17 protein-coding genes and 1 pseudogene are annotated in these 24,363 nt (G+C 66.7%); 8 read left to right on the top strand and 10 right to left on the bottom strand.

From position 1 onward, the window contains the following. Positions 1–32: 32 nt before the first annotated feature. From paoC to J2W68_RS08380, 4 genes are all read right to left on the bottom strand, one after another. On the bottom strand, positions 33–2,234 hold the full coding sequence (gene paoC / locus J2W68_RS08395; protein WP_310234569.1) for an aldehyde oxidoreductase molybdenum-binding subunit PaoC: 2,202 nt from the start codon (positions 2,232–2,234) through the stop codon (positions 33–35). Next, the gene (locus J2W68_RS08390) at positions 2,231–3,190 is read right to left on the bottom strand and encodes an FAD binding domain-containing protein (RefSeq protein ID WP_310234566.1); all 960 of its coding nucleotides are present in this window, start codon (positions 3,188–3,190) and stop codon (positions 2,231–2,233) included. The genes paoC and J2W68_RS08390 overlap by 4 nt, the downstream gene beginning before the upstream one ends. After that, positions 3,187–3,837 (bottom strand): aldehyde dehydrogenase iron-sulfur subunit PaoA, encoded by a 651-nt coding sequence (gene paoA / locus J2W68_RS08385; protein ID WP_430539696.1) that lies wholly within the window; start codon positions 3,835–3,837, stop codon positions 3,187–3,189. The genes J2W68_RS08390 and paoA overlap by 4 nt, the downstream gene beginning before the upstream one ends. A gap of 195 nt (positions 3,838–4,032) precedes the next feature. After that, entirely contained in the window at positions 4,033–5,028 is a 996-nt protein-coding gene (locus tag J2W68_RS08380; RefSeq protein ID WP_310234561.1) for an XdhC family protein, read from the bottom strand. A 441-nt stretch (positions 5,029–5,469) separates the two neighbouring features. On the opposite strand from J2W68_RS08380, the gene J2W68_RS08375 reads away from it, so the two are divergent. Next, the gene (locus J2W68_RS08375; RefSeq protein WP_430539695.1) at positions 5,470–7,266 is read left to right on the top strand and encodes a DUF885 domain-containing protein; all 1,797 of its coding nucleotides are present in this window, start codon (positions 5,470–5,472) and stop codon (positions 7,264–7,266) included. An 89-nt stretch (positions 7,267–7,355) separates the two neighbouring features. Here the strand turns inward: J2W68_RS08375 and J2W68_RS08370 are convergent, their stop codons facing one another. Then, a complete protein-coding gene (locus J2W68_RS08370; protein WP_310234559.1) occupies positions 7,356–7,814 on the bottom strand; it encodes a hemerythrin domain-containing protein in 459 nt (152 codons plus the stop codon). A 155-nt stretch (positions 7,815–7,969) separates the two neighbouring features. Between J2W68_RS08370 and J2W68_RS08365 the strand changes: the two genes are divergently transcribed. Then, the gene (locus tag J2W68_RS08365) at positions 7,970–8,767 is read left to right on the top strand and encodes an amidohydrolase (protein ID WP_310234557.1); all 798 of its coding nucleotides are present in this window, start codon (positions 7,970–7,972) and stop codon (positions 8,765–8,767) included. A gap of 397 nt (positions 8,768–9,164) precedes the next feature. Here the strand turns inward: J2W68_RS08365 and fabR are convergent, their stop codons facing one another. Beyond that, entirely contained in the window at positions 9,165–9,842 is a 678-nt protein-coding gene (gene fabR / locus J2W68_RS08360) for an HTH-type transcriptional repressor FabR (RefSeq protein ID WP_430539694.1), read from the bottom strand. Positions 9,843–9,953: 111 nt separating this feature from the next. Between fabR and J2W68_RS08355 the strand changes: the two genes are divergently transcribed. Then, positions 9,954–11,042, top strand: coding sequence for a ferredoxin reductase (locus tag J2W68_RS08355; protein WP_310234554.1), 1,089 nt, complete (start codon positions 9,954–9,956; stop codon positions 11,040–11,042). Between the two features lie 44 nt (positions 11,043–11,086). Further along, complete coding sequence (locus J2W68_RS08350) at positions 11,087–12,220, top strand: fatty acid desaturase family protein (protein WP_310234552.1); 1,134 nt, start codon at positions 11,087–11,089, stop codon at positions 12,218–12,220. Positions 12,221–12,314: 94 nt separating this feature from the next. Here the strand turns inward: J2W68_RS08350 and J2W68_RS08345 are convergent, their stop codons facing one another. The 4 genes and pseudogenes from J2W68_RS08345 to J2W68_RS08330 form a co-directional block, all read right to left on the bottom strand. Further along, the gene (locus tag J2W68_RS08345; protein ID WP_310234550.1) at positions 12,315–13,427 is read right to left on the bottom strand and encodes an NAD(P)/FAD-dependent oxidoreductase; all 1,113 of its coding nucleotides are present in this window, start codon (positions 13,425–13,427) and stop codon (positions 12,315–12,317) included. 568 nt (positions 13,428–13,995) lie between these two features. Then, positions 13,996–15,627 (bottom strand): pseudouridine synthase, encoded by a 1,632-nt coding sequence (locus J2W68_RS08340; RefSeq protein WP_310234546.1) that lies wholly within the window; start codon positions 15,625–15,627, stop codon positions 13,996–13,998. Between the two features lie 8 nt (positions 15,628–15,635). Beyond that, positions 15,636–16,511: pseudogene (scpB, locus tag J2W68_RS18020) on the bottom strand (SMC-Scp complex subunit ScpB); the annotation flags it as partial. A gap of 28 nt (positions 16,512–16,539) precedes the next feature. Further along, positions 16,540–17,445 (bottom strand): segregation and condensation protein A, encoded by a 906-nt coding sequence (locus J2W68_RS08330; protein WP_310234543.1) that lies wholly within the window; start codon positions 17,443–17,445, stop codon positions 16,540–16,542. 389 nt (positions 17,446–17,834) lie between these two features. On the opposite strand from J2W68_RS08330, the gene J2W68_RS08325 reads away from it, so the two are divergent. The 4 genes from J2W68_RS08325 (at position 17,835) to J2W68_RS08310 (ending at position 24,317) form a co-directional block, all read left to right on the top strand. Next, on the top strand, positions 17,835–18,134 hold the full coding sequence (locus J2W68_RS08325) for a YciI family protein (protein WP_310234540.1): 300 nt from the start codon (positions 17,835–17,837) through the stop codon (positions 18,132–18,134). A 119-nt stretch (positions 18,135–18,253) separates the two neighbouring features. Next, positions 18,254–19,318, top strand: coding sequence for a LacI family DNA-binding transcriptional regulator (locus J2W68_RS08320; RefSeq protein ID WP_430539700.1), 1,065 nt, complete (start codon positions 18,254–18,256; stop codon positions 19,316–19,318). A gap of 213 nt (positions 19,319–19,531) precedes the next feature. After that, positions 19,532–22,567: a TonB-dependent receptor gene (locus tag J2W68_RS08315; RefSeq protein ID WP_310234535.1), complete on the top strand. Its 3,036-nt coding sequence runs from the start codon at positions 19,532–19,534 to the stop codon at positions 22,565–22,567. 82 nt (positions 22,568–22,649) lie between these two features. Beyond that, positions 22,650–24,317, top strand: a complete 1,668-nt coding sequence (locus J2W68_RS08310; protein WP_310234532.1) for a glucoamylase family protein — start codon at positions 22,650–22,652, stop codon at positions 24,315–24,317. Positions 24,318–24,363: the final 46 nt, after the last annotated feature.

The following is a 24,363-nucleotide window of genomic DNA, read 5'->3' as shown; positions in this document are numbered from 1 at the left end:
AGGGGAAGAGGGGCTTCGAGAAAGGGCTCAGATCACGCGATGTCCGGCAGACCGCCAATCACCTTTTCCAGCGTGATCGGATACTCGCGTACCCGCACGCCGGTGGCGTTGTGGATCGCATTGGCGATCGCCGCCGGCACGCCGCACAGGCCCAGCTCACCTACACCCTTGGCCTTCATCGGGGAGCTGTCGGCGTCTGCCTCGTCCAGGAACACGACCTCCTGCAGCGGGATATCCGCATGCACCGGCACTTCGTAGCCGGCGAGGTCGTGGTTGACGAAGAAGCCCATGGTCGTATCGACCGCCAGTTCCTCGCTGAGTGCGCCGCCGACGCCCATCGTCATCGCACCGATCATCTGGCTGCGCGCCTGCTTCGGATTAAGGATGCGGCCGGCCGCGGCCACAGAGAGCATGCGACGCACGCGGGTTTCGCCGGTGTGCATGTCGACGCCGACTTCGGCGAAATGCGCAGCGAACGTGCCGAGCACCTTCTGCTTGTCAAGATCGCCGAACTCGATCGCGTCTTCGACCACCAGCTGCCCATCGCCCGCGGCGTCTGCGAGCGCGACCGACTTGCCGCCGGCGCTCACCTTGCCGTCGGCGAATTCGGCCGTCGCGGGATCGAACTCGAGCTTGGTCGCGACCACCTCGCGCAGCTTCATGCAGGCGGCGTAGACGCCGGCGGTCGCGCTGTTCGCGCCCCACTGGCCACCGGAGCCGGCAGATGCAGGGAAATCGGAATCGCCGAGCTTCACCTCGATCGCTTCGATCGGCAGGCCCAGCGTCTCGGCCGCTGTCTGCGCGATGATCGTGTAGCTGCCGGTGCCGATGTCGGTCATGTCGGTTTCGACGGTGACGCGGCCGTCGCCATCAAGTCGTACGCGCGCACCGGACTTCATCACCGGCGCGCCGCGGAAGCCGGCCGCCATGCCCATGCCGACGAGCCAGCGGCCGTCACGCACGCTGCCATTGGCTTGGCGCGACGCCCAGCCGAACTTCTCGGCGCCCTGGCGCAGGCACTCGACGAGCTGTCGCTGCGAGAACGGACGTTCCGGCTTTTCGGGATCGACCTGAGTGTCGTTGCGGATGCGGAACTCGACCGGATCCATGCCGAGCTTCTCGGCCATCTCGTCCATCGCGATTTCCAGCGCCATCATGCCGGGCGTCTCACCGGGCGCGCGCATGGCATTGCCCTCGGGCAGGTCGAGCGTGGCGAGGCGCATCTTGCTCATGCGGTGTTCGCCGGCGTAGAGCAGACGCGTCTGCTGCACGGCGACTTCGGGGCCGCCGCCTTCCAGATCACCGGACCAGCTCTCGTGACCCATCGCGGTGATCCGACCGTCCTTGTTCGCGCCGATGCGGATGCGTTGCAGCGTGGCAGGGCGGTGCGTCGTGTTGTTGGCGATCAGCGGGCGCTGCAGGGCGACCTTGACCGCGCGTTTGGCGGCCTTCGCTCCGAGCGCGGCGAGCACGGCATCGGCGCGCACGAAGAGCTTGCCGCCGAACCCGCCGCCGATGTACGGCGACACCAGGCGCACCTTGTCCGGCGTGATGCCGAGGGTACGGGCGACGTCGCCCTTGCCCCAGGCGATCATCTGGTTCGAGGTCCAGATCGTGACCTTGTCGCCATCCCATTCGGCGAGCGAGGCCATCGGCTCCATCATCGCGTGCGACTGGTCGGGCGTGGAATAGGTCTCGTCGAGCGTGACTTCGGCGGATGCGAACGCGGCATCGAAATCGCCGACGGCGGTATCGGCCGGGGTGTCGCCGCCTTGCGGCTTCACCGCGTTGTCTTTTTCGGTTTCCAGCGAGAAGCGCCCACGGCTGCGGGTGTACGCCACGCGCACCAGCGATGCTGCAGCGCGGGCCTGCTCGAAGGTGTCGGCGACGACCAGCGCGATGGCCTGGTGGTAGTGCTGGATCTCGGGACCACCGAGCAGCTTCGCGGTGTTCATGCGGCCCTGGCCCAGCTTGCCGGCGTTCTGCGCGGTGACGACCGCGAGGACGCCCGGCGCGCGTTCCGCGGCGCTGGTATCGATCGAGGCGATGCGGCCCTTCGCGATGCCGGCGCCGATGACGTGGCCGTAGGCGGCGCGTTCGGTGACGTCGTGCCATTCGTAGGCGTAATGCGCGGTGCCGGTGACCTTGTGCGGACCGTCGATGCGGTCGAGCGGCTGGCCGACGACGCGCATCGCATCGATCGGGTTCTGGCCTGCGGGCGTGTCGAACTTCATGACGTGGCCTCCTGTGCTTCGGCCAGGGCCGCAGCGATCGTGCGCTCGGCGAGCATCAGCTTGAACATGCTGTCTTCCGTCGGCGCGGCGCCTTCGAACAGACGCGCCGCGACCGCCTTGGCACCCCGCGGCAGCTCGGCATCGGCGGCATCGCTGTGCCAGGGCTTGTGGGCGACACCGCCGACGACGACGCGTCCGCTGCCGTCGCGCTGGACGATGGCGGCGACCGACACCAATGCGAACGCATAGGAGGCGCGATCGCGGACCTTGCGATAGATCTGGCGGCCACCCACTGGCGGCGGAAGTACGACCGCGGTGATCAGTTCGCCGGCTTCGAGCACCGTCTCGCGCTGCGGCGTGTTGCCGGGCGCGAGATAGAAATCATCGAGTGCGATGCGACGCGTCTGGCCGTCGGGCTTGACGGTTTCGACCACGGCATCGAGGGCGCGCATGGCGACCGCCATGTCGCCGGGGTGGGTGGCGATGCAATCGGCGCTGCCGCCGATGACCGCGAGCTGCCGGCTGTAGCCTTCAATCGCGCCGCAGCCGCTGCCCGGCAGGCGTTTGTTGCAGGCCTGGTCGGTGTCGTAGAAATAGGGACAGCGCGTGCGTTGCAGCAGGTTGCCGGCCGTCGTCGCCCGGTTGCGCAACTGGCCGGAGGCGCCGGCGAGCAGGGCGCGCGACAGCAGCGGGTAATCCTTGCGCACCCGGCGGTCGGCGGCGAGGTCGGTATTGCGCACGAGTGCGCCGATCCGCAGGCCGCCCTCGTCGCTTTCTTCGATCGTGTCGAGCGACAGCCCGTTGACGTCGACCAGATGCGTTGGCGTTTCGATCTCCAGCTTCATCAGGTCGAGCAGGTTGGTGCCACCGGCGATGAACTTCGCGCCGGGATTGCGCGCCGCGGCTGCGGCGGCTGCAGCGGGCGATTCCGCGCGTTCGAATTCGAAGGCCTTCATGCGCGTGCTCCCGACGTGCCGGCCACGTCTTCGATCGCATCGAGGATGTTGGCGTAGGCGCCGCAGCGGCACAGGTTGCCGCTCATGCGCTCGCGGATCTCGTCGCCGCTGACCGCAGGGCGGGCGGTGAGATCGGCGGTGACGTGGCTCGGAATGCCGTCGCGGATCTCACCCAGCACTGCAACCGCCGAGCAGATCTGACCCGGCGTGCAGTAGCCGCACTGGAAGCCGTCGTGCTTGACGAACGCCGCCTGCATCGGATGCAGCTTGTCGGGCGTGCCGAGGCCCTCGATGGTCGTGACCTTCGCACCGGTATTCATCACCGCCAGGCTCAGACAAGTGTTGATGCGACGGCCATCGACGATCGCCGTACAGGCGCCGCACTGGCCGTGATCGCAGCCCTTCTTGGTGCCGGTGAGGTGCAGTTCCTCGCGCAGGAAATCGAGCAGCGTGGTGCGCGTGTCGACATCGCGCTCGATGCGCTCGCCGTTGACCTCGATGGAGAGGCGCTGGCGGACAGGCGGGCGCAATGGCGTGGGCGTGGTCGCGGCGTTGGCGGCTTGCGCGACGGCGGGCATGGCGACTGCGCCGGCCGACGCGGCGCCGGCCTTCAACAGTTCCCGGCGGGTGAGGGGAGACATGGACATTCCTCTGGCTGGCTCGATGGGCTGGCTGGATGTGGGCGGGTGTACGCGGACAGGCGCCGATAAATCATGCGGGCGCGCATGTTGTGGTGCAGTCAATGAATGCGGGTGCTGTTTTGTAGGAGCGCGCTTGCGCGCGAATCTGCGAGTAGTGACAACGGCATCGCGCGCAAGCGCGCGCCTACACACAGACGCATTTCACCGGTGGCGGGTGCCGCGCCACTGCTGCAGTTGGGTGGCGATGCTCAATGCGATGGCTTCTGGGCCACGCCCGCATTGCGGAATGCCGACCGGAGAATGCAGGCGGTCCGACAGGGCGTCACGCTCGGACGCGCGCAGCAGCTTGAACAGGTCGTCGCGGCGGCGCTCGGGGCCGAGCAGGCCGATGAAGGGAATCCGCGAACCGGCCAGCGCTGCCAGTGCGTCGCGGTCGGACTCGAAGCCGTGGTGCATGACCAGCGCGACATCGGCATGGGGATGGGCGGCCACCGCGTCCCCCGGGTGCAGGTCCTGCAGGTCGGCGCCCAGCGCGGCTGCATCGCGCCAACGCGCACGACGCTCGGCGAGCGTCACGCGCCAGCCCAGCGATCGCAGCAACGGCACCAGGGTCGGGGTTTCCGGCCCAGCGCCGAGGATCAGCGCCTCGGGCGCGCGATGCAGGGTCAGCGTCCACTCCTTCGAAGCCCCGGGCGGTGCCTCGCCGACCGGCAGCGTCCACGACCACGCACGACCGTCCAGACGGACGGCGAGGCGGCCGTCGCGCGCGAGGGTGATCTTCAGCGCCTGGCCGCCCGCGAGCCAGGCCGAGATCGCCTCCGCTACGTCATGCAACGCGGCCATCGGCAGCAGCGCGAGCACCTGCCGACCGCGGCAACCCACCGCGCTGCCTGAGAACAGGGCGGCGTCATCGGTGGTGTCGATCTCCAGCCATTCGATGCGACCGGTATCGCCGGCAATCGAGGCGACGCGTTCGATCTCCGGCTCCAGACAGCCGCCACTGATCCACCCGATATGCGCGCCATCGCCGAACAGCGCGAGCGCGCCGGGCGATGCATAGGTCGAGCCTTCGGTGTCGACGACGAGCGCGAGCACCGGCGCGCGGCCTGCGGACAACGCATCGCATGCGGCCTGCAGCACGGCGCCGGGATTGCCTTCGGCGAAGCGCGCGGCGGCGGGAGAGGGGATCTGTGCCATCAGCGGGTGTCGAAGGCGGTGGTGATGTTCGCCAGGCGCAGGGGCGTGACTGGCGTGGGGCTGGCCATTGAAGATTCCGGACGGTTCGGTGAAAGAGTGTGTGGTGGGTCGTGAGTGCTGTGTGGACTGGATGGCGCGTGGTGTGGGTGATCCGTCGGCGCTCGCCCTCAAGCCAACCCTTTACCCCGGCGGGCACGTAGCCCCTGGGGGAGAGGGGCTCGGTCAATGCGATCAGGGCGTTTGCGGCGGACGACGAGCATCCGGTATCGAGCCCCTCTCCCTCCGGGAGCGGGGTAGGGGTGAGGGCAGCTCTCCGCATCGCATCCACCACATCCCGCACAGCCCATCCCATGCACGCCAAAGCCATTCCCGGCATGCTTGCAGGATCGCCCGCGTCTCTCCCGGGCTGGTACGACCACCACCGCTTTCCAGGAGTCGCTGATGTCCTTCGCCGCGCGTCGCCATATGACGCTGTCCCGCCTCGTGCTGTCCGTGTCGCTCGCGCTCGGCATCGCATCGCCCGTGCTCGCCCAGGAATCGCCCGAGCCGGTGCTTGCGCCGCCGGCGAATGCCGCCGAGACCGCGCTGCGCGATCTCTACACCCGCGAGTGGGAGTGGCGACAGGGCGAGTTCGTACGCGAGAAGGTCGACGGGCGCTGGCAGAGCAGTGACAAGCTGCCGTCGGTGACGCCTGAGGCCTGGGCGCGGCGCGCGGACTACTGGAAGGCGGCGCTCGACGCGCTCGACGCCATCCCGCTCGACCAGCTGGGCCGCGAGGAGCGCATCAACGCGGCCGTATTCCGCACTTCGATCGAGGCCAGCGAGGCCAGCGCACGTTGGCGCACCTTTGAAGCGCCGTTCAACAGCGACAGCTTCTTCTGGGGCGGCATCAGTCCGCGCCAGCCCTTCCAGACCGAGGCCGACTGGCGCCGCTTCATCGGTCGCCTGTCCGACGTGCCGCGCTACTTCGATGAGCAGATCGCCAACATGGAGACAGGCCTCGAACGTGGCTGGAGCGTGCCGCGCGCAACGCTGGAAGGCCGCGACAAGACGCTCGAGTCCTATGTGCTGACCGGTGAGACGAATCCGCTGCTGGTCACCTTCGACCGCATTCCCAATACCATTCCCGAACCCGTGCGCACACAGTTGCGCGAGGAAGGTCGGCGCGTCGTGCTGGAGCAGACGATTCCCGCCTACGCGAAGCTGTTGACCTTCATCCGCAGCGAGTACCTGCCCCGTACGCGCACGACCATCGCCGCCAGCGATCTGCCTGACGGCCGTGCGTTCTACCAGACCCAGATCCGCGAGTACGTCACCCGCGACATGACCGCGCGCGAGATCCACGATTTCGGTCTGGCCGAGGTCGAACGCATCACTGCGGAGATGCGCGAAGTGATGGGCCGTGCCGGCTTCGAAGGCGACCTGCCGGCCTTCATCGACTACCTGCGCACAGATCCGAAGTTCTACGCCAAGACCCCGCGCGAACTGCTGGGCGAGGCCTCACTGATCGCCAAGAAGATCGACGGCCAGCTGCAGTACGTGGTGGGCACGCTGCCGCGCTACCGTTTCACGATCCTGCCGGTCGCCGACGACATCGCCCCGATCTACACCTCGGGCCGCGGCGGCCTGGAGGCGTGTTTCTTCAATACCTACGACCTGCCGTCGCGCCCGCTGTACAACCTGCCGGCGCTAGTGCTGCACGAGTGCGCGCCCGGCCACAGCTTCCAGGCCGCACTGGCGCTCGAAGCACCGGCGCGCCCGGACTTCCGCCAGCAGACCTATTTCTCGGGATACGGCGAAGGCTGGGGCCTGTACACCGAGTGGCTCGGCACGCGCATGGGCATCTACGAAACGCCGTACGAGGAGTTCGGCCGGCTGACCTTCGAAATGTGGCGGGCTGCAAGACTGGTCATCGATACCGGCCTGCACGAATACGGCTGGACGCGGGACCAGGCGATCGACTACCTCGCCAGCCACACCGCGCTCGCACGCCATGATGTAGTCACCGAGATCGACCGCTACATCTCCTGGCCGGGCCAGGCGCTGTCGTATTACATCGGCTACAAGACCATCCTCGACCTGCGTGCCGAAGCCGAACGCGAACTCGGCCCGGCGTTCGATCAGCGCCCCTTCCACGACACCATCCTCAATCTGGGCTCGGTGCCGTTGCCGGTGCTGGAAGAAGAAGTGCGGCGATTCATCGCCGAGCAGAAGGCGGCGGGCAGGGCACAGAACTGACGTTCTGCCTGGCCAGGCATCGACGTCTCGACAAGAACGTGTCCTCGAGCGCGCCGGCGTGACAAGAGGCCCTGTTGAGGGCGTAGAGATCACGCCTCGCGCAATTTCTTCTCCATGCGCGCGTGGTCGCGGCGATAGCGCTGCGCCGCTCGGGTCTTCTGGGCGTCGGTCAGCAGCTTGCCCGAAACCTGGAAGAACTTGCGCTCTTCCTCGCGCAGGTGGTGGTGCACCTTCTCCGACAGCTGTTTCGCTTTCGCCATCCATGCCGCGCCGGCGTGGTCGCGGGTCTGCAGGTCCTCGACGAGTTCGTCCATCTCGTGGTGCTCGTGCAGCGCGTGCCGCGACGCATCGAGACCGGCGTCGTGCATCAGGATCGGCGCGTAGAGGAAGCGTTCTTCGGCGGCAGCATGCGCGGCGAGCTCGATGCGAAGGTCGGTAAACAGTTCGACGCGGCGCGCCGTATGCGGTGGCGCGCGCAGCAGCTTGCGGCACAGCGAGCGCTGCCGTTCGTGGCTTTCGCGCAGGGCGTCGTAGATGGTTTCGGGCATGGCGGACTCCGGGGCAGGCGGCTCGCGCACGTTAGGCCGTGGCGGGTGGAGTCCGTGTTCACACGTCTACGTGGCACCCCTGCGCTTGAGCGGGCAGCGGGCAACACCGAGAATCACGACATCGGTCGCGCACGCGCGATCCACAGGAAGCCGCCATGCAGAACCTTCGCGTCTCCACCGTCCAGGGCGCCACCGTCTGGCACGACCCTGCGGGCAATCGCGCCTACTACGGTGATCTCATTGCGCCGCTGCACGGCCGCACCGATCTGGTCGTGCTGCCCGAAACCTTCACCAGCGGCTTCAGTAATGATGCGATCGATCGCGCCGAAGACATGGATGGCCCAACCGTCGCCTGGATGCGCGAGCAGGCGGTTGCGCTCGATGCCGCAGTGACCGGCAGCGTGCAGCTGCGCGACGGCGACGGCGTCTACAACCGCATGCTGTGGGCGACGCCGGATGGCGATCTGCAGCACTACGACAAGCGCCATCTGTTCCGCTACGCGAACGAGCACAAGCGCTACGCTGCCGGTCGTGATCGATTGACGGTCGAATGGAAGGGCTGGCGGATCAACCCGCAGGTCTGCTACGACCTGCGCTTTCCGGTGTTCTGCCGCAACCGCTTCGACGTCGAACGTCCGGGCGGGCTGGATTTCGATCTGCAACTGTTCGTCGCTAACTGGCCTGCCGCGCGCGCCTACGCATGGAAGACGCTGCTGCGCGCGCGGGCAATTGAAAACCTGTCTTACGTCGTCGGCGTCAATCGCGTGGGCACGGATGGCAACGGGCTGGCGTATTCGGGCGACAGCGCGGTGCTGGACATGCTGGGCCAGCCGCTGAGCGAATCGATGGACGAGGAAGTGGTCTCGACGACCACGCTGTCGGCAGAACAGCTGCAGGCGCACCGGGACCATTTCCCGGCGATGCTGGATGCGGACAGGTTCGAGATCCTTTGAGGCCGCTCTTTTCTAATCGCTCACGGGGAGATTGACTGCCGTCGCCCCCGCGCAGGCCGGGGCCCAGTGACTTCGAGTGAGATTGCCAGACCCAGAAATCCGTCGACGCAGCGGCTTTCAACAGACAAACCTCTGGTCAAGCTGGGACCCATTTTGACTTCCGCGCAGCGTGCCTATCACGGAAGTTGTCCGTGTCCCACATCGAAAGTCACTGGGCCCCGGCCTGCGCCGGGGCGACGGTCGAATTGACGGGGCGCCCGCGAATGGCACGAAGATCAAAATGGCAGCTAGCCATCCAAAAGCGTTTCCAGCGTGCGCTGGGACGACGGTGCCGCCTCTGACAGCTGATCCCGCGCTTCAGAGTCTCTGGACACAAAGACGGATCAACGACCGAACTTCACCGCGCGCCCTTCACCTTCCCCATCGCATGCGCACCGCGCAGCAGCATGCGGATCATGTGCGAGAGCTCGTCCACCAGCGCATCGTCGCGTTCGGGCGGGGAATCGAGCGCCGTACCGCCCATGGCGAACACCAGGCGGGTGATCGCGCGCGCGACCAGACCGGGCTCGTGGAAGACGATCCCCTGGGCCGCGGCGATGCGCACCAGGTCCGCGCGCAGTTCGACTTCGAAGAACTGCAGCTGGCGGTCGACGGCGCGTTTGAACGCGTCCGAGCCGACCGTGCCTTCGCGCAGCAGCACGTGCAGCAGCTTGTCGTCGGCGCGCAGGCGCTCCATGAACGCCTCGAGTGACCCGCGGACGATGCTGCGGCCGGCGACTGCACGCTTGCGGGCGTCGCCCACGATATTGCGAAGGGATTCACCCGCCAGCTCGATCAGAGCGACCGCGAGCTCGTCCATGTCGTGGAACTGGCGATAGAAGCTGTTCGGCGCGATGCCGGCCTCGCGGGCCACTTCACGCAGGCTCAGGGTCGAGACGCTGCGGTGGGCGCCGGTCAAGCGCAGGGCAGCGGCGATCAGATCCTCGCGGACGATCGTCGGCTTGCGGCCGGCCTGGCTGTCCGATGCGCTCGGGCCGGAGTCGCCGCTGTCTGGTGCGAGGGTGGAGGCGGTCACGGGTGGCCGTCGAAAGATGGGCTGCCAGCATACCAGTCACCATTAATGTACAACTGTATACACGGATGTGCGGATGGGTGTACAGTGCCTCTCATGTCGACAGTCCACCCCATGAAGCCGTCCCGCCGAAGCCGCCTGCGCAGGCTCGCCACGCCGTTCGTCGTGCCGCCCGTGTTCGATTTCTGGGCGCAGCGCCTGCATCCGACGTGGAGCTGGGAACGCCCGCTGGCCCGCGTGGTGGCACACGCGCCGGCCGCGGCGAATGCGGTCACCCTGACGCTGAAGCCGAACCGCCACTGGACGGGCGCGCAGGCGGGCCAGCACGTGAATCTGACTGCAGATATCGATGGCGTTCGGATCACGCGCAGCTACAGCCTCGATGCGCCGGTCGCTGCCGACGGCCGCATCACGGTGACGGTCAAGGGCGTCGACGAGGGCCGCATGAGCCGCCATCTGCTGGCCTCTGCGCGCCGTGGTGACGTGTTCGACATCGGTCCGGCGTTCGGCGATCTGGTGTTGCCGGCGAAGGTTGATGGCGCCTGGCTGTTTCTCGCCGCCGGCAGTGGTGTCACGCCGCTGATGGCGCTGGTCCGCCAGCTGGCCGGGCAGGGCATGCCGGTGCCGGTGACGCTGGTCTACTGGGCGCGCACCCGCGCCGAACTGTGTTTTGTCGAAGAACTGCGCGCGCTGGCCGCGCGCCATGCCGGTTTCGATGTGCGTTTCGTGCTGACACGCGAGGCCGCGGTGGCAGACGACGAAGCTGCCGGTCGTATCGATGCCGGACTGCTCGACGCGCTGGTGCCTGATCTCGCCATGCGCCAGGTATTCGCCTGCGGCCCTGGCGGTTTCGTGACGACTGCGACCGAGCTCGTCGAAAGCCGCGTCCCCCTGCTGCGTACCGAGGCGTTCACCCCGCCGCCGCGTCCGCAGACCGACGACAGCGGCACGGTCGAAGTGCGTCTCGCGCGCAGCGGCCGCGCACTGCAACTGCAGCGCGGCGTACCGCTGCTGCAGGCGCTGGAGGCCGAAGGTCTGAAGCCGAAGTACGGGTGCCGCATGGGCATCTGCAACACCTGCGCCTGCGGCAAGGCGTCCGGCGCCACGCGCGATCTGCGCACCGGCGCCGCCAACACCGAGGCGACGGCCGCGCTGAAGCTGTGCATCAGCAGCGCTGTGTCCGACCTCGTGCTCGATCTTTGAACCACACCGTTTCGAAACACCCCGCTTCCAATACCGGAGCCGTCATGTCCAAGCTCACTGCCACGCGCCGCCTCTCCTCGCAGGAACTCGATGCCTTCGGCGCCGAGCTCGATGCGTTGCACACGCGCACGATGGCGCAAGTCGGCAAAGTCGACGCTGCCTATATCCGCCGTGTCGTGCGCTGGGTCCGCTACTGCGCGGTGCTCGGTCGTGGCCTGTTGTTCGTCGGTGCGATCGGCGGCGCGTTCGTGCCGTGGCTGCTGTGGCCGGCGTGTATCGCCGGCGTGGTGTTCCTGGCGCTGGCCAAGATCCTCGAGAACATGGAAGTCGGCCACAACGTCATGCACGGCCAGTACGACTGGATGCACGATCCCGAACTCGACAGCAACAAGTACGAGTGGGACATCGTCGCGACCGGCGACAACTGGCGCCATTCGCATAATTTCCGCCACCACACCTACACCAACGTCCGCGGCATGGACGACGACATCGGCTACGGCCTGCTGCGCATCTTTCCCGAGCAGCGCTGGCGTCCGTTCTATCTGATGCAGCCGGTGATCGCGGTGGTGTTCGCGCTGTATTTCCAGTGGGGCGTGGCGATCCAGGAGCTCAAGCTGGGCCGTTTCTTCGCCGGCAAAATGCCCAAAGGCAAGCTGGCGCGCGACTTCGCGCCGGTCGGTCGCAAGATGGGGCGCCTGATGCTGCGGGACTATGTGATCTTCCCGCTGCTGGCCGGTCCGTTCTTTCTGCCGGTGCTGCTGGGTAATCTGGCCGCCAACGGCATCCGCAACGTGTGGACGTACGTTGTGATCTTCTGTGGCCACTTCACCGCCGATGTCGAGACCTTCCCGAAGGACAGCATCCGCAACGAGTCGCGCGGCCACTGGTATATGCGTCAGCTGCGCGGTTCGTCGAACATCGGCGGCGGCAAGGTCATGAACCTGCTGACCGGCAACCTGAGCCACCAGATCGAGCATCACTTCTTTCCCGACGTGCCGGCGCATCGCTACGCCGCGCTCTCGGTCGAAGTGCGCGAGATCTGCAAGCGCTACGGCCAGCCGTACAACACGGGTTCGCTGCCGCGCCAGTTCGGCGAAGTCACCTGGCGCATCCTGCGCCACGCGTTCCCGAGCCGTCCGCGCCGTCGCGTGCCGTCGGGCGAGTTGCAGGCTGCCTGATCCATCGCTGCAGCGCGCGACCAAGCCGCGCCTTGCAGCCCTCGAAACGCGTCCGCTCCGGCGGGCGCGTTTTCGTATGTGCATCTCGGGCGACTCAGACCGATGTGCGGCGTCGACCACGGCGATGGAAGTACACCTGCTCGGCCGCGCGACGCAGCAGCCGTGAGTGCAGCAGCAGGTTCACTGGCCAGTTCATCTGCAGATGATCGAAGGCCCAGCGCAGGCAGCGCTTCGCGCGGAAGCGCGGCGCTGCGCGCTCGGCCATCTGTTCCGGCGCGATATCGGCGCCGATCCGGTGCTGCGCGATCGCAAGGCCGATCGCTTCGCCATGCGCCCAGGCCGAATGGATGCCGCCAGCGGTTAGCGGCGAGACGATGCCGGCCGCATCGCCGGTGAGGATCACGCCCGGCGCGGCGAGGCGCTGGACCGGACCGCCGCAGGGAATCAGGCCCGCGCGCGTGGCATCGGGCTGCAGTGCCGACGGCAACCCGAGGCGTTCGCCGATGCGTGCGCGCAAGCCTGCGATATCCGGCACGCCGTGGCGATCCGGGCGGTGCCGGAATGCGAGTCCCAGCTGCACGCCCGTCGGCGACTGCGCCGCCCAGCCGATGTAGCCGGGCGCCAGCGTGCGGCTGATGAAGCAGTGCAGGGCATCGGGCTCGGCCAGGGTCACGCCGTGGAACTCATGCTCGACGCCATACAGAAACGCGTCGACCAGACCGAGACCGGCGCGCTGCGCCACGCGTGATTTCGCGCCGTCGGCGCCGACCAGCCAGCGCGTACTGCCGAGCCCCGCGATCTGCCAGCCGGTGCCGTCGCGGCGCGCATCGGTGAACGACTGCATCAGTCGCAGGTCGACGCCGGCCTCACGCATCTCCTCTGCCAGCCAGCGCAGGACATTCGGCGTATCGGTAGTCAGGAACGCGTAGTCGTCGGCCTGCAATTGCAGGCTGTCCAGACTCGGCGCATACACACGGACGCGCGGCACGTTGCGATACAGCGCCGGCGGCATGCGACCGAGCCGCGTCTGCGAGAACGCTTCGGCGACGATGATGCCGGTCGTGTGCAGGCGGATGCCGGGATCGTGCTTGCGCTCGAGCACACACACCCGCAGGCCTGCCTCGCGCGCGGCGAGCGCGCATGCTGCGCCGGCGAAGCTCGCGCCCACCACCACGAGGTCCCAATCGAATCGTGCGTAATCGTCCAAACCTGGTGCCTCCATCCGCGAGCGATGCGCCAGTGTCGGCCGCACGGATGGAGCACCGATGGCGCCGCGGTGAAGCGGGTATGAAGTCTCAGGCGCTGCGCGGCGGCAGGATCTGCTGCGTGGCCTGGCAGAGCCCGAACACGTTGCCGTCTTCGCTGCGTGCTTCCGCCGCGAGGTGCAGCACATTGCGCGTGCGGGCGACCAGGCGCGCTTCGCAGATGATGTGCGGCGTGTCCGACGCGACCGGCCGCCACGCTGGGTGTTGCGATCAGACACGAGAACGGCCCGAGCGTGTTGTCGAGCGCGGCGACGATGAAACCCCCTGCATGTCGAGCAGGCACGCCGGCGCCAGCCTGGCGTGCATCGCCGGCGCGTGCGCGCGGATCAGATGGCCATGGGGAGCAAAGAGTGTAGGAGCGCGCTTGCGCGCGATGGGGCTCTACCAGGCGATTCAGCTTTCCCGGCAAAGCCCATCGCGCGCAAGCGCGCTCCTACAGAATCGGTGCACCTACAAACGAACACGGGGCCCGAAGGCCCCGTGCGTCAACGCATCAAGATGAGCGTGCGATCAGCGACCGCCGCCACCGCCGCTGCGTGGGCCGCGGTTGCCACCGCCCGGCGGGCGTCCACCCGGGCCACGGTTGCCGCCGCCGGGACCGCCGGGGCCACGCGCACCTGGACCACCCGGACCCTTCGGGCCACGGTTGCCACCGCCTGGACGCGGACCGCGCGGACCGGCATTGGGATTGAAGCTGCCGGGGTTGGCATGGTCGGACGGAAAGCTCGGTGCGCTGTCGGGATGACCGTAGGGCGCACGCGGGCGACCCGGACCACCACCACCGCCGCCGGCAGGACGCGAGGCCCACGGACCCTGTCCGCCGCCACCGCCCGGACCACGCGGTCCACCGCCGCCAGGACCCCCCGGGCCGCGCTTCTTCGCGCCGCCGGGACCGCCTGCGCCGCCGTAGGGCTTCTTGGGGCCGCGGCCGTCCGCATTGCGATGCCCGGTCGGGCCGGTCTCCACGCCATCCGGCACGTACCAGCTGCGGAACGCGGCAGGGTTGCCTTCGGGCAGCGCGCGCGAGCCCTTGTCAGCGCGCTGCTTGAACGGCTTCTGCGACTGCTTGGCCGCGGCGTCGCCGCTGACCGTCAGGCCGCCGTGCGGCTTGCGCGGACCACCACGACCACGGCCGCGGTCTTCGCGGACGTTGTCGAAGCGACGCAGCTCGCGTCCTTCGTCCGCGCCGCTGTTCTGACCGTTGACATAGGCCTTGCCTGCGCCCTTGCCCAGGTGCACGGTCGCCTTCGTGGCCTTGCGCTGGCCGATGACCGGCTGCAGCGTCAGCGCCGGCGGCGGGCCTTCCTCGAGCTTGAGCTCTTTGCGCAGCGCTTCGACCTGCGACTCTGGAAGTTCCTGCGACTGGCCGCGCAGCAGCGGCTGCGGCAGCGTCACCTTGCCGTAGCGCACGCGTTTGAGGCGGCTGACCTGGCACCCCTGGGATTCCCACAGGCGGCGCACTTCGCGGTTGCGGCCTTCCTTGAGCAGCACCTGGAACCAGTCGTGCGAATCGGTGCCGCCGATGCGTTCGATCTCGTCGAACTTGGCCGGACCGTCTTCCAGCGCGACACCGCGCTTGAGGCGGTCGACGAGCTTGTCCGACACCGTTTCTTCACCCTCGGGCGCACGCACGCGGCACACGTACTCGCGTTCGACTTCATACGACGGATGCATCATCGCGTTCGCGAGTTCGCCGTCGGTGGTCAGCAGCAGCAGGCCTGTGGTGTTGATGTCGAGGCGGCCGACCGCGATCCAGCGCGCACCCTTGAGCGCGGGCAGAGCCTCGAAGATCGTCGGGCGACCTTCGGGATCTTCGCGTGTGGTGACTTCGCCTTCGGGCTTGTTGTAGATCAGCACGCGCGCCGGTTCGGTCAGCGCACTGGCGACGAACACCTTGCCGTCGAGCTCGATGCGGTCACTGCCCTTGATCGACATGCCGGTCTGGGCGACTTCACCGTTGACCTTGACCAGGCCGTCGGCGATGCGCTGCTCGAGCGCGCGGCGCGAGCCGAGACCGGCCTGCGCCAGCACCTTGTGCAGGCGTTCCTCGAGCTTGGGCGCGGCATCCGCGGCCGGGACTTCGCCGCGCTTGAGCGACAGCGGGGAACGGGCGGGTTTGTCGGGATTGCGTTGTTGCGTCATGAATGGCTCCGGTCGCTGTCGCCGTCTACGGCGAGGGCGTCTTGTGCGTTGGGTGTTGCGGTGTCGTCGTCGGACGGGATGTCCGACGGGGTCTGGGTGGCGTCATCGGATGCGTCGCCGGCGGTCTCGCCGTCGTCGTCTCCGGGTGCTGCTTCGGCGTCCTGCACGTCGTGCGGAACGTCGTCGTCGTCGGCGCTGCCGTCGTCCGAGTCGTGGGGTGTGTCATCTGTGGCTTCCGGATCGATATCGGCAACATCCGCCGCATCGTTCGCCGCGGCGTCATCCGCCGATGCGAGACCGCCCACCGTGCGGTCGGCAGTCTCGGTGCCGGCGAAGCGCAACTGCGGATCGAGCTCGGCAAAATCCTTGAGCTCCGACAGCGGCGGCAGGTCGTCGAGACGCCGCAGGCCGAAATAATCGAGGAATCCCTTGGTGGTGCCGAGCAGTTCCGGACGCCCCGGCATGTCGCGGTGGCCGACGACGCGGATCCACTCGCGCTCCTCGAGCGCCTTGATGATGTTGCTGTTGGTCGCCACGCCGCGCACCTGCTCGATCTCGCCGCGGGTGATCGGCTGGCGATAGGCGATCAATGCAAGGGTTTCCAGCGTGGCGCGCGTGTACTTGGTCTGGCGCTCGGTCCACAGCCGGGACACCCAGCCGTATACCTCGCCGCGCACCTGGTAGCGCCAGCCCGACGCCAGCTCGACGAGTTCCACGCCGCGCTCGGCGCAGGCCGCCTGCAGGTCGACGAGCGCCTGCTTGAGGCTGCCCTCGGGCGCGGGCTCGTCGAGCGTGAACAGCGTTTCAAGCTGCGCCACGGTGAGCGGCTGCGAGGAGGCGAGCAGGGCCGCTTCGACGATGCGGTTGATGAAGGTCTGGTCCATCGGGACGTTGTGGAGATCCGGTCGGAGGTCAGGACTGCGCGGGTTCGGGGACGTCATCGTCGAACTCGCTGGAGAAGGTGGTGGGCGGCGCTGCGCCGTCGGCATCGGCCAGCGACTTGATGTAGATCGGCGCCAGCGGCGCCTCCTGCACGATGTCGAGCAGGCGTTCCTTGGTGAGCTCGAGGATCGACAGGAACGTCACCACGACGCCCAGCCGGCCTTCCTCGGGTTCGAACAGCGACTCGAAGCGGTGGAAATGACCACCGGTGAGCCGGGTCAGCACTTCGCCCATGCGCTGGCGCACGCTCAGCGCGTCGCGACGGATCGCATGGCCGGTGAAGAGCTCGGCGCGCTTGAGCACATCGTGCAGCGCCAGCAGCATCTCGCGCAGATCGACTGGCGGCGGATCGCGGTTGATCGGACGATCGGGCAATGTGGCCTGCGCCGGCGCGGTGTCGCGATCCTGGCGCGGCAACCGGTCGATGTCCTCGGCCGCCTGCTTGAAACGTTCGTACTCCTGCAGCCGGCGTACCAGCTCGGCGCGCGGATCGCCTTCGTCGAGTTCGGCGACCGGCGGCCGCGGCAGCAGCATCCGCGATTTGATCTCGGCCAGGATCGCGGCCATCACCAGATATTCGGCGGCGAGCTCGAAGCGCAACTCCTGCATCACGCCGATATAGGCGACGTACTGCCGGGTGATGTCGGCAACCGGGATGTCGAGGATGTCGAGGTTCTGGCGGCGGATCAGGTAGAGCAACAGGTCGAGCGGGCCCTCGAACGCATCGAGGATGACTTCCAGCGCATCCGGCGGAATGTACAGATCCTGCGGGATCTGCAACACCGGCTGGCCATGCACCAGCGCCAGCGGGAACTCCTGCTGCTGCGGCTGGGCGGCGATGGCGGACGCCTTTGCGTCGGATGCAGGCTGTGTCATTCGATAGGCAACAGCGGCGGGGCGCTCGGGCGCGGAAAATGGATCACGGGCGGTGGATCGCTTGGCAGGGCGGGGCGACGGCTCGGTGGTCCGCGGCAAGCGGGTCCGGTCGGTTGCGCGGCTCGGGCCGGCGCGGGACAACGGTAGTGCGGCACATCTTCGTCTGGGTCGGTCGTCGCCAAGCGCGAAGCGCGTCTGCAGGCAGGGCAGGCGCGGAGATCGGAAGGGCGTTGGACCGGGCCGGTGGGGCGACCGCGTGCGGCAGCGTCTGGAGACGTGACGGGCGGCGAACTGGCCGGATGCTGGTGCACAGAGTACGCGGTGCCTGCCGGACCTGTCCAGCGGGTGCGCTCGCTACACTGCGCGCCTCACGAACGGAGGGGATGCCCATGTGGTACGCGATTGAAGGCTATGACGGCGAGGACGTGCTCGCACGCCGCGCGCAAGCGCGACCCGCACATCTCGCGCGCCTGCACGCTTTGCGTGATGCGGGGCGGCTGCTGGTGGCAGGTCCGTGTCCCGCGATCGACGCCGAGGACCCGGGCCCAGCAGGGTTCAGCGGCAGCATCGTCATCGCCGAATTCGATTCGCTGGCCGACGCGCGCGCCTGGGCGGATGCCGATCCGTATGTGGATGCAGGCGTGTATGCGCGCGTCGAGGTGCGGCCGTTTCGGCAAGTGCTGCCGTAAGAAGTTTGTACACGATCAGCGGAATAGTCAGTAGATCGCTGCAGATATAGTGCAGTGCAGCATCGATTCCGGCCCAAATTCGTTTACACGGCCTTGTGGAAACGCTTACAGTCCGGCCCATCGCGGGAGCGGGAGGGAGCGGTTTGAGCGTAACGATCAAGGATGTGGCGAAAGCTGCCGGCGTGTCGGTTGCGACGGTTTCGCGCGCGCTCAATGGCCATCAGAACGTTGCCGAAGCGGTGCGCGAGCGGGTGCTCGCTGTCGCTGCGGAACTTCGCTACAGCCCGCATCACGCCGCACGCAGCCTCAGCAGCCGCAAGACCCAGACCGTGGGCGTCGTATTGCCAGACCTGCACGGCGAATTCTTCTCCGAATTGATGCGCGGCATCGACCAGGTGGCGCGCACGCGCGGCCAGCATCTGCTGGTATCGAGCTACCACGGCAATCCCGAAGAGCAGGGCGCCGCGCTGCGTGCGATGCGCGGCCGTGTCGACGGTCTGCTCCTGATGTCGCCATACGTGCATGACGTCGATTTCCTCGAGCGCAACGTCGATGCCAGCCTGCCGATCGTGCTGATCAACGCCGCCCAGGGCCGCCCGCAGCTGTCGGTCGGTATCGACAATTACGGTGGGGCGCGGGCGATGGTCGCGCATCTGGTCGACGCGGGTTACAAGCGCATTGCCTTCATCGATGGTCCCGAGGACAACGACGATGCGCGCGAACGCAAGCGCGGCTATCGCGATGCACTGGTCGCCGCGGGCGATGCCTACACCCCGTGGGAATTGCCGGGCCAGTTCGACGAGGACTCCGGGCATCGGGCGGGGCAGGCCTTGCTCGCGCTCGATACGCGTCCAGACGCGATATTTGCGGCCAACGACATGATGGCGATCGGATGTCTGTATGCCCTGGGGCGTGGCGGCGTACGCACGCCCTCGGAGATCGCAATTGTTGGCTTCGACGATATTCCGCTTGCACGCTACGTTCACCCATCGCTAACGACGATGCGCGTCGACATCGCTGAACTGGGCGCGCGCGCATTGAAAGCGTTGCTGGAAATCGAGGGCGCAGGGGCGACGCAGACCGGGGTGCATACCGCGCTGCTCGAACCCGCACTCGTGATCCGTGATTCGAGCGGCACTGCCGCTGCGGCATCGTCCAGTGGAGAGCCGTCGCCCCGGTCATGACCGGTCGACGTCAGCGCCTTGGGAGGGGTTGCATGACATCAAGTCCGATACCGACGCATCACCGTGTGTGCAGGGGCGCACGGGTGACGTTGCATGTTGGCGAACGTGTCGTGGGTCTGTCCGAGGGACGTTCGAGGTGACATCGCTGCTGTGCAGCACGCAGGACGACGGGCACGCCGTTCGAATCGATATTCCCTGATAGAGACCGACGACATGACACACACCGACACCCGGCCGCGCGCCTTCTCGCGCTCACTCCTCAGTCTCGCGCTGGGCGGCTGCCTGGCGATGGCGGCACCTGCGCTGATGGCGCAGTCGACATCGGCCACGATCCGCGGCCAGGTGATGGTGGACTCCGTGCCGGCCACCGAAGCGCGTATCACCGCGGTGAACACGGGCACTGGCTTTACCCGCAGTGTCGGTGTGAGCGCGAATGGCAGCTACAACCTCGCGGGTCTGCCGCCGGGCACCTATCGGCTGCAGGTCGAAGCAAATGGGCAGAGCACATCGCAGACGGTGGTTGTCGCGATCGGCCAGACCGCCACGCTTAATCTGGGCGTGGGTGGTGTCGCCGAAGCGGCGCCGGCGGGCGAAGCCACCGATTTCGATGCGGTGACCGTCACCGCTGACGTGCTGGTGGAAACCAAGACGTCGGAAATCGCGACCTACGTGTCGCAGAAGCAGATCGAATCCCTGCCGCAGAACTCGCGCAACTTTCTTGCCTTCGCCGACACCGTGCCAGGCATGCAGTTCGTCAACTCGCCCAACGGAACCGAGTCGCAGCTGCGCAGCGGCGCCCAGGGCTCGACCAACATCAACGTATTCATCGATGGCGTAGGCCAGAAAAACTACGTGACGCCAGGTGGCATCACGGGGCAGGACGACAGCCGCGGCAACCCGTTTCCGCAGTCGGCGATCGGCGAGTACAAGGTTATCACGTCGAACTACAAGGCCGAGTACGACCAGATCAGCAGTGCAGCGGTGACCGCGGTCACCAAGTCGGGCACCAACGACTTCAGCGGCAGCTTCTTCTACGACCGCACTGCGAACGAATGGTCGGCACGCACACCGCGCGAGATCGAGGACGGCGTCCAGCAGAAGCAGGTGACCGAGCAGTACGGCATCACGCTAGGAGGTCCGATCATCCAGGACCGCCTGCATTTCTTCGTGGCCTATGACGCCAAGGATTTCGTCGTGCCGAAAGACACGCGGCCGCCGACAGTGTTCGATCCGTCACTGCTGCCAGCCGATCTTGCCAGCCTTTACGGCGGCTACAGCGTGCCGTTCAATCAGGATCTCTACTTCGGCAAGCTCAGCCTGCAGTTGGCCGAGGCGCATCTGATCGAACTGTCGGTGCGCCAGCGATCAGAAGACCAGATCAATCCAGGCGACGACATCAGCACGCCGTCGTTCGCAACCAACATCACCAATGACGAAACGCGCGTCGATCTGCGGTATCAGTTCAGCGCGACCGATTGGTTGAACGACGCACACGTCACGTTCGAAGACGCCGCCTACAATCCGGTGCCGGTGACCGCGGCACCTGGCCAGCGGTACACGATCGTGGATCCCAACAACCCGGCGAACCTGCGCCTGGGTGTGCTCAACGTGGGAGGCGGCCCGAGCTTCCAGGACAAGGGGCAGCGCGGGATCGGCTTACAGAACGACCTGACGTTCTTCGGCTGGGAAGGCCACACCGTCAAGATGGGCGTGAAGTACAAGCAGGTGGATCTCAACGCATTCCAGCAGAATCCGCCGTTCCCGCAGTACTTCTATGACGTCAACGAGAATCTTGCGCAGCCGTACCGCATCACGTTCTCCGCACCTCTCGAGGGCCGCAACCCGAACGTGGAGTCGAACAACAAGCAGTTCGGCATCTACATTCAGGACGATTGGGAGGTCAATGACCGCCTGACGCTCAACCTCGGCCTGCGCTGGGACTACGAAGACAATCCGAGCTATACCGACAACGTGATGGATCCGGGCGTCGCCGCTGCACTGCGCGGCTGGAGCAATCTGGACAACGCCGATTACAACGTCGAAGACTTCATCAGCAACGGCCAGAACCGCAAGAACCAGAAGAACGCCTGGCAGCCGCGCCTCGGCTTCTCCTATGACCTCAGCGGCGACGAGACCCACGTGCTCTTTGGTGGTGCCGGCCGGGCGTACGACCGGAACATCTTCGATCAGATGGCGCGCGAGTACTACGGTGGTGCGTTCACCAGTTATGAAGTCCTGTTCAACACACCTATCCACCAATGCGATCCTGCGACAGCCTCGAACTGCGTGCCATTCGACCCGGCCCTGCTGACACAGGAAGGTGTCGATGCTTATGTCGCCGCGAATCCGCGCTCGGGTGGTGAGGTGTACGCGCTCAACAACGACCTGAAGACGCCATATTCCGACCAGTTCAGCCTCGGCATACGCAGCCAGTGGATGGTGATGGGTCACAACTGGAGTACGTCGGCGACGGTCGCGCACATCCGCAGCCGCGACGGCATCTATTTCCGTCTCGGTAACCGGTATGAAGACGGCAGCTTCCACGATGTCGAGGGTGCGCCGGATGCGATATCGGGCGGGGTGCCGTTCGGTCAGCCGATCCCCGGCTACGGCAACTTGATTCTTGGCGACAACGGCATCGAGTACGACCTCAATTCTTTGCTGCTGTCGTTCGACAAGCCGTACACCGAAGATTCCGGCTGGGGCTTCAACGTCGCCTACACCTTCAGCGACGCCAAGGAGAACCGCTCCGATGCATCGAACGGCGAGTCGTTCTATTTCGACGGCTCGCGTGTCAACCAGCGCTTCTACCGTTCGACCGGTCTAGCCAAGCATCGTCTGGTGCTGTCGGGCATCTACGAGCTGCCTTGGCAGACCACGTTCAGTGCAAAGCTCATCGTGGCCAGTCCGACACCGCGCGCGGCGACCAACTGCGTCGCCGATCCGGCACCGGGCAATCCTTACTGCTTCTCCGACCCCTACACGCCGGACGGCACGTTCGGCTTCAAGCAGTTCGACTTCTCGCTCGAGCGGCGTTGGGATACCGGCACCGATCTTTCGTTCAAGGTGCGGGCCGACGTGCTCAACGCGTTCAACTGGCGAAACTGGAACCAGTACGACCTGAACCGCGGCGGCTGGGGCGCGGACGACCCCGCTTTGGACGTGAACGAAGACTTCGGCACCCGTAGCGGCAACGAGATCCTGCTGCCGACGCGTACGTTCAAGCTGTCCTTCGGTATCGACTGGTAAAACCCGCTGCCGGTCCCTTTCGGGGTACCGGCAGTTTTATACTGTCCCCTGTAAACGATTTCAGCGCGAGGTTTCCTTCACGATGCAATCCCGTCTCCGTGCGTTCCAACTCCTGATTCTCGTCGCGCTTGCCGCGTTGTTCCTGGCTGGCTGCGGCGAGCAGGCACCTGCCGAGCCCGATGTGCCGCCGCCGAAACCCGGCCCCATCGCGCAGGTGCCAGAGGTGGTTGCACCGGTGGAGGAAGAGGTGAAGGGACCGCCCGAGCTGCCGCCGCTGTTCGCCGACATCGAGCGCCGCACGTTCCAGTATTTCTGGGACACGACCAACGAGGTCAACGGTTTGACGCCCGACCGCTTCCCGTCGCGTCCGTTCTCCAGCGTTGCCGCGGTGGGCTACGCGCTGACCGCGTATCCGATCGGCATCGAGCGCGGATGGGTCAGCCGCACGCAGGCGGTGGATCGCACGCTGACCACCTTGAAATTCTTCCGGGACGTGAAGATGGGGCCGCAGGCCACCGGCACCGGTGGGCACCAGGGCTTTTTCTATCACTTCATCGATATGCAGGACGGCCATCGCTTCGAGCCGTGGGTCGAACTGTCGAGCGTCGACACCGGCCTGATGATGATGGGCGTGCTGTTCGCGCAGTCGTATTACGACCGCGACGATCCGCGCGAAGCTGAGATCCGCAAGCTCGCCGACCAGCTTTACCGCAACGTGCGGTGGCCGTTCCTGCAGCAGCGCGCGCCGCTGATCTCGATGGGCTGGTATCCCGAGAGCGGCTTCATCGAGCACGACTGGACCGGCTACGACGAAGCGATGCTGGTTTACATCCTGGCCCTGGGCTCGCCGACGCATCCGGTCGGTCCCGAAGCCTGGGAAGTGTGGACGCGCACTTACGACAAGTCCTGGGGCGTGTTCCGCGGCCAGGAATACCTGAGCTTCGCGCCGCACTTCGGCCACCAGTACACGCACGTGTGGGTGGATTTCCGCGGCATCCGTGACGATTACATGCGCCGCCGTGGCATCGACTACTTCGAGAACAGCCGACGCGCGACGTATGCGCAGCGCCAGTACGCGATCGACAATCCGATGGGCTGGAAGGAGTACGGCGAGAACGTCTGGGGTCTGACCGCCAGCGACGGACCGCAGCGTACCGACCAGGACTTCAACGGCGAGCAGCGCGAGTTCCGTCACTACAGCGCCCGTGGCGCAGGTCTCGATGTCGCGTTCGACGACGGCACCATCGCCCCGACCGCCGCCGTCGCGTCGATCGCGTTCGCGCCGGAGATCGTGATTCCGGCAACCGAGGAGATGCATCGTCGCTATGGCGACTATCTGTATTCGAGCTACGGCTTTCTCGACTCGTTCAATCCGAGCTTCACCTACGAGGACGTGCCGTTGAAGACCGGTCGCATCGTGCCGGGCAAGGGCTGGGTGGCCAGCGACTACATCGCCATCGACCAGGGGCCGATCCTGGCGATGATCGCGAATTACCGGAACGACTTCGTCTGGAACGTGATGAAGAAGAACCCCTATATCCGCGCCGGTCTGGAACGCGCGGGCTTCACCGGCGGCTGGCTCGCCGGCGAAGACGAGCCCAAGGATTCCGGCCCGCCGGATACCGAGGCCGCGATGGCACGCTCGATGGGGATTGCCGAGTCGCGCGCCGCGAACCAGCGTCCTGATCGCGATGGCCGGGCGCCCGCGCCGGCCCCTGCGCGGGCTTCCGATCCGGTTCCGGCGGAGTAGGACCTTGCGTGCCTTCCGACGCGATCCAGTCGCCCGCCGTGTATCC

It is taken from the genome of Luteimonas terrae (assembly GCF_031457535.1).
GTDB lineage: Bacteria > Pseudomonadota > Gammaproteobacteria > Xanthomonadales > Xanthomonadaceae > Luteimonas > Luteimonas terrae_A.
The sequence above is the reverse complement of the archived record's forward strand: the minus strand, read 5'-3'. Positions and strand labels throughout refer to the sequence as shown.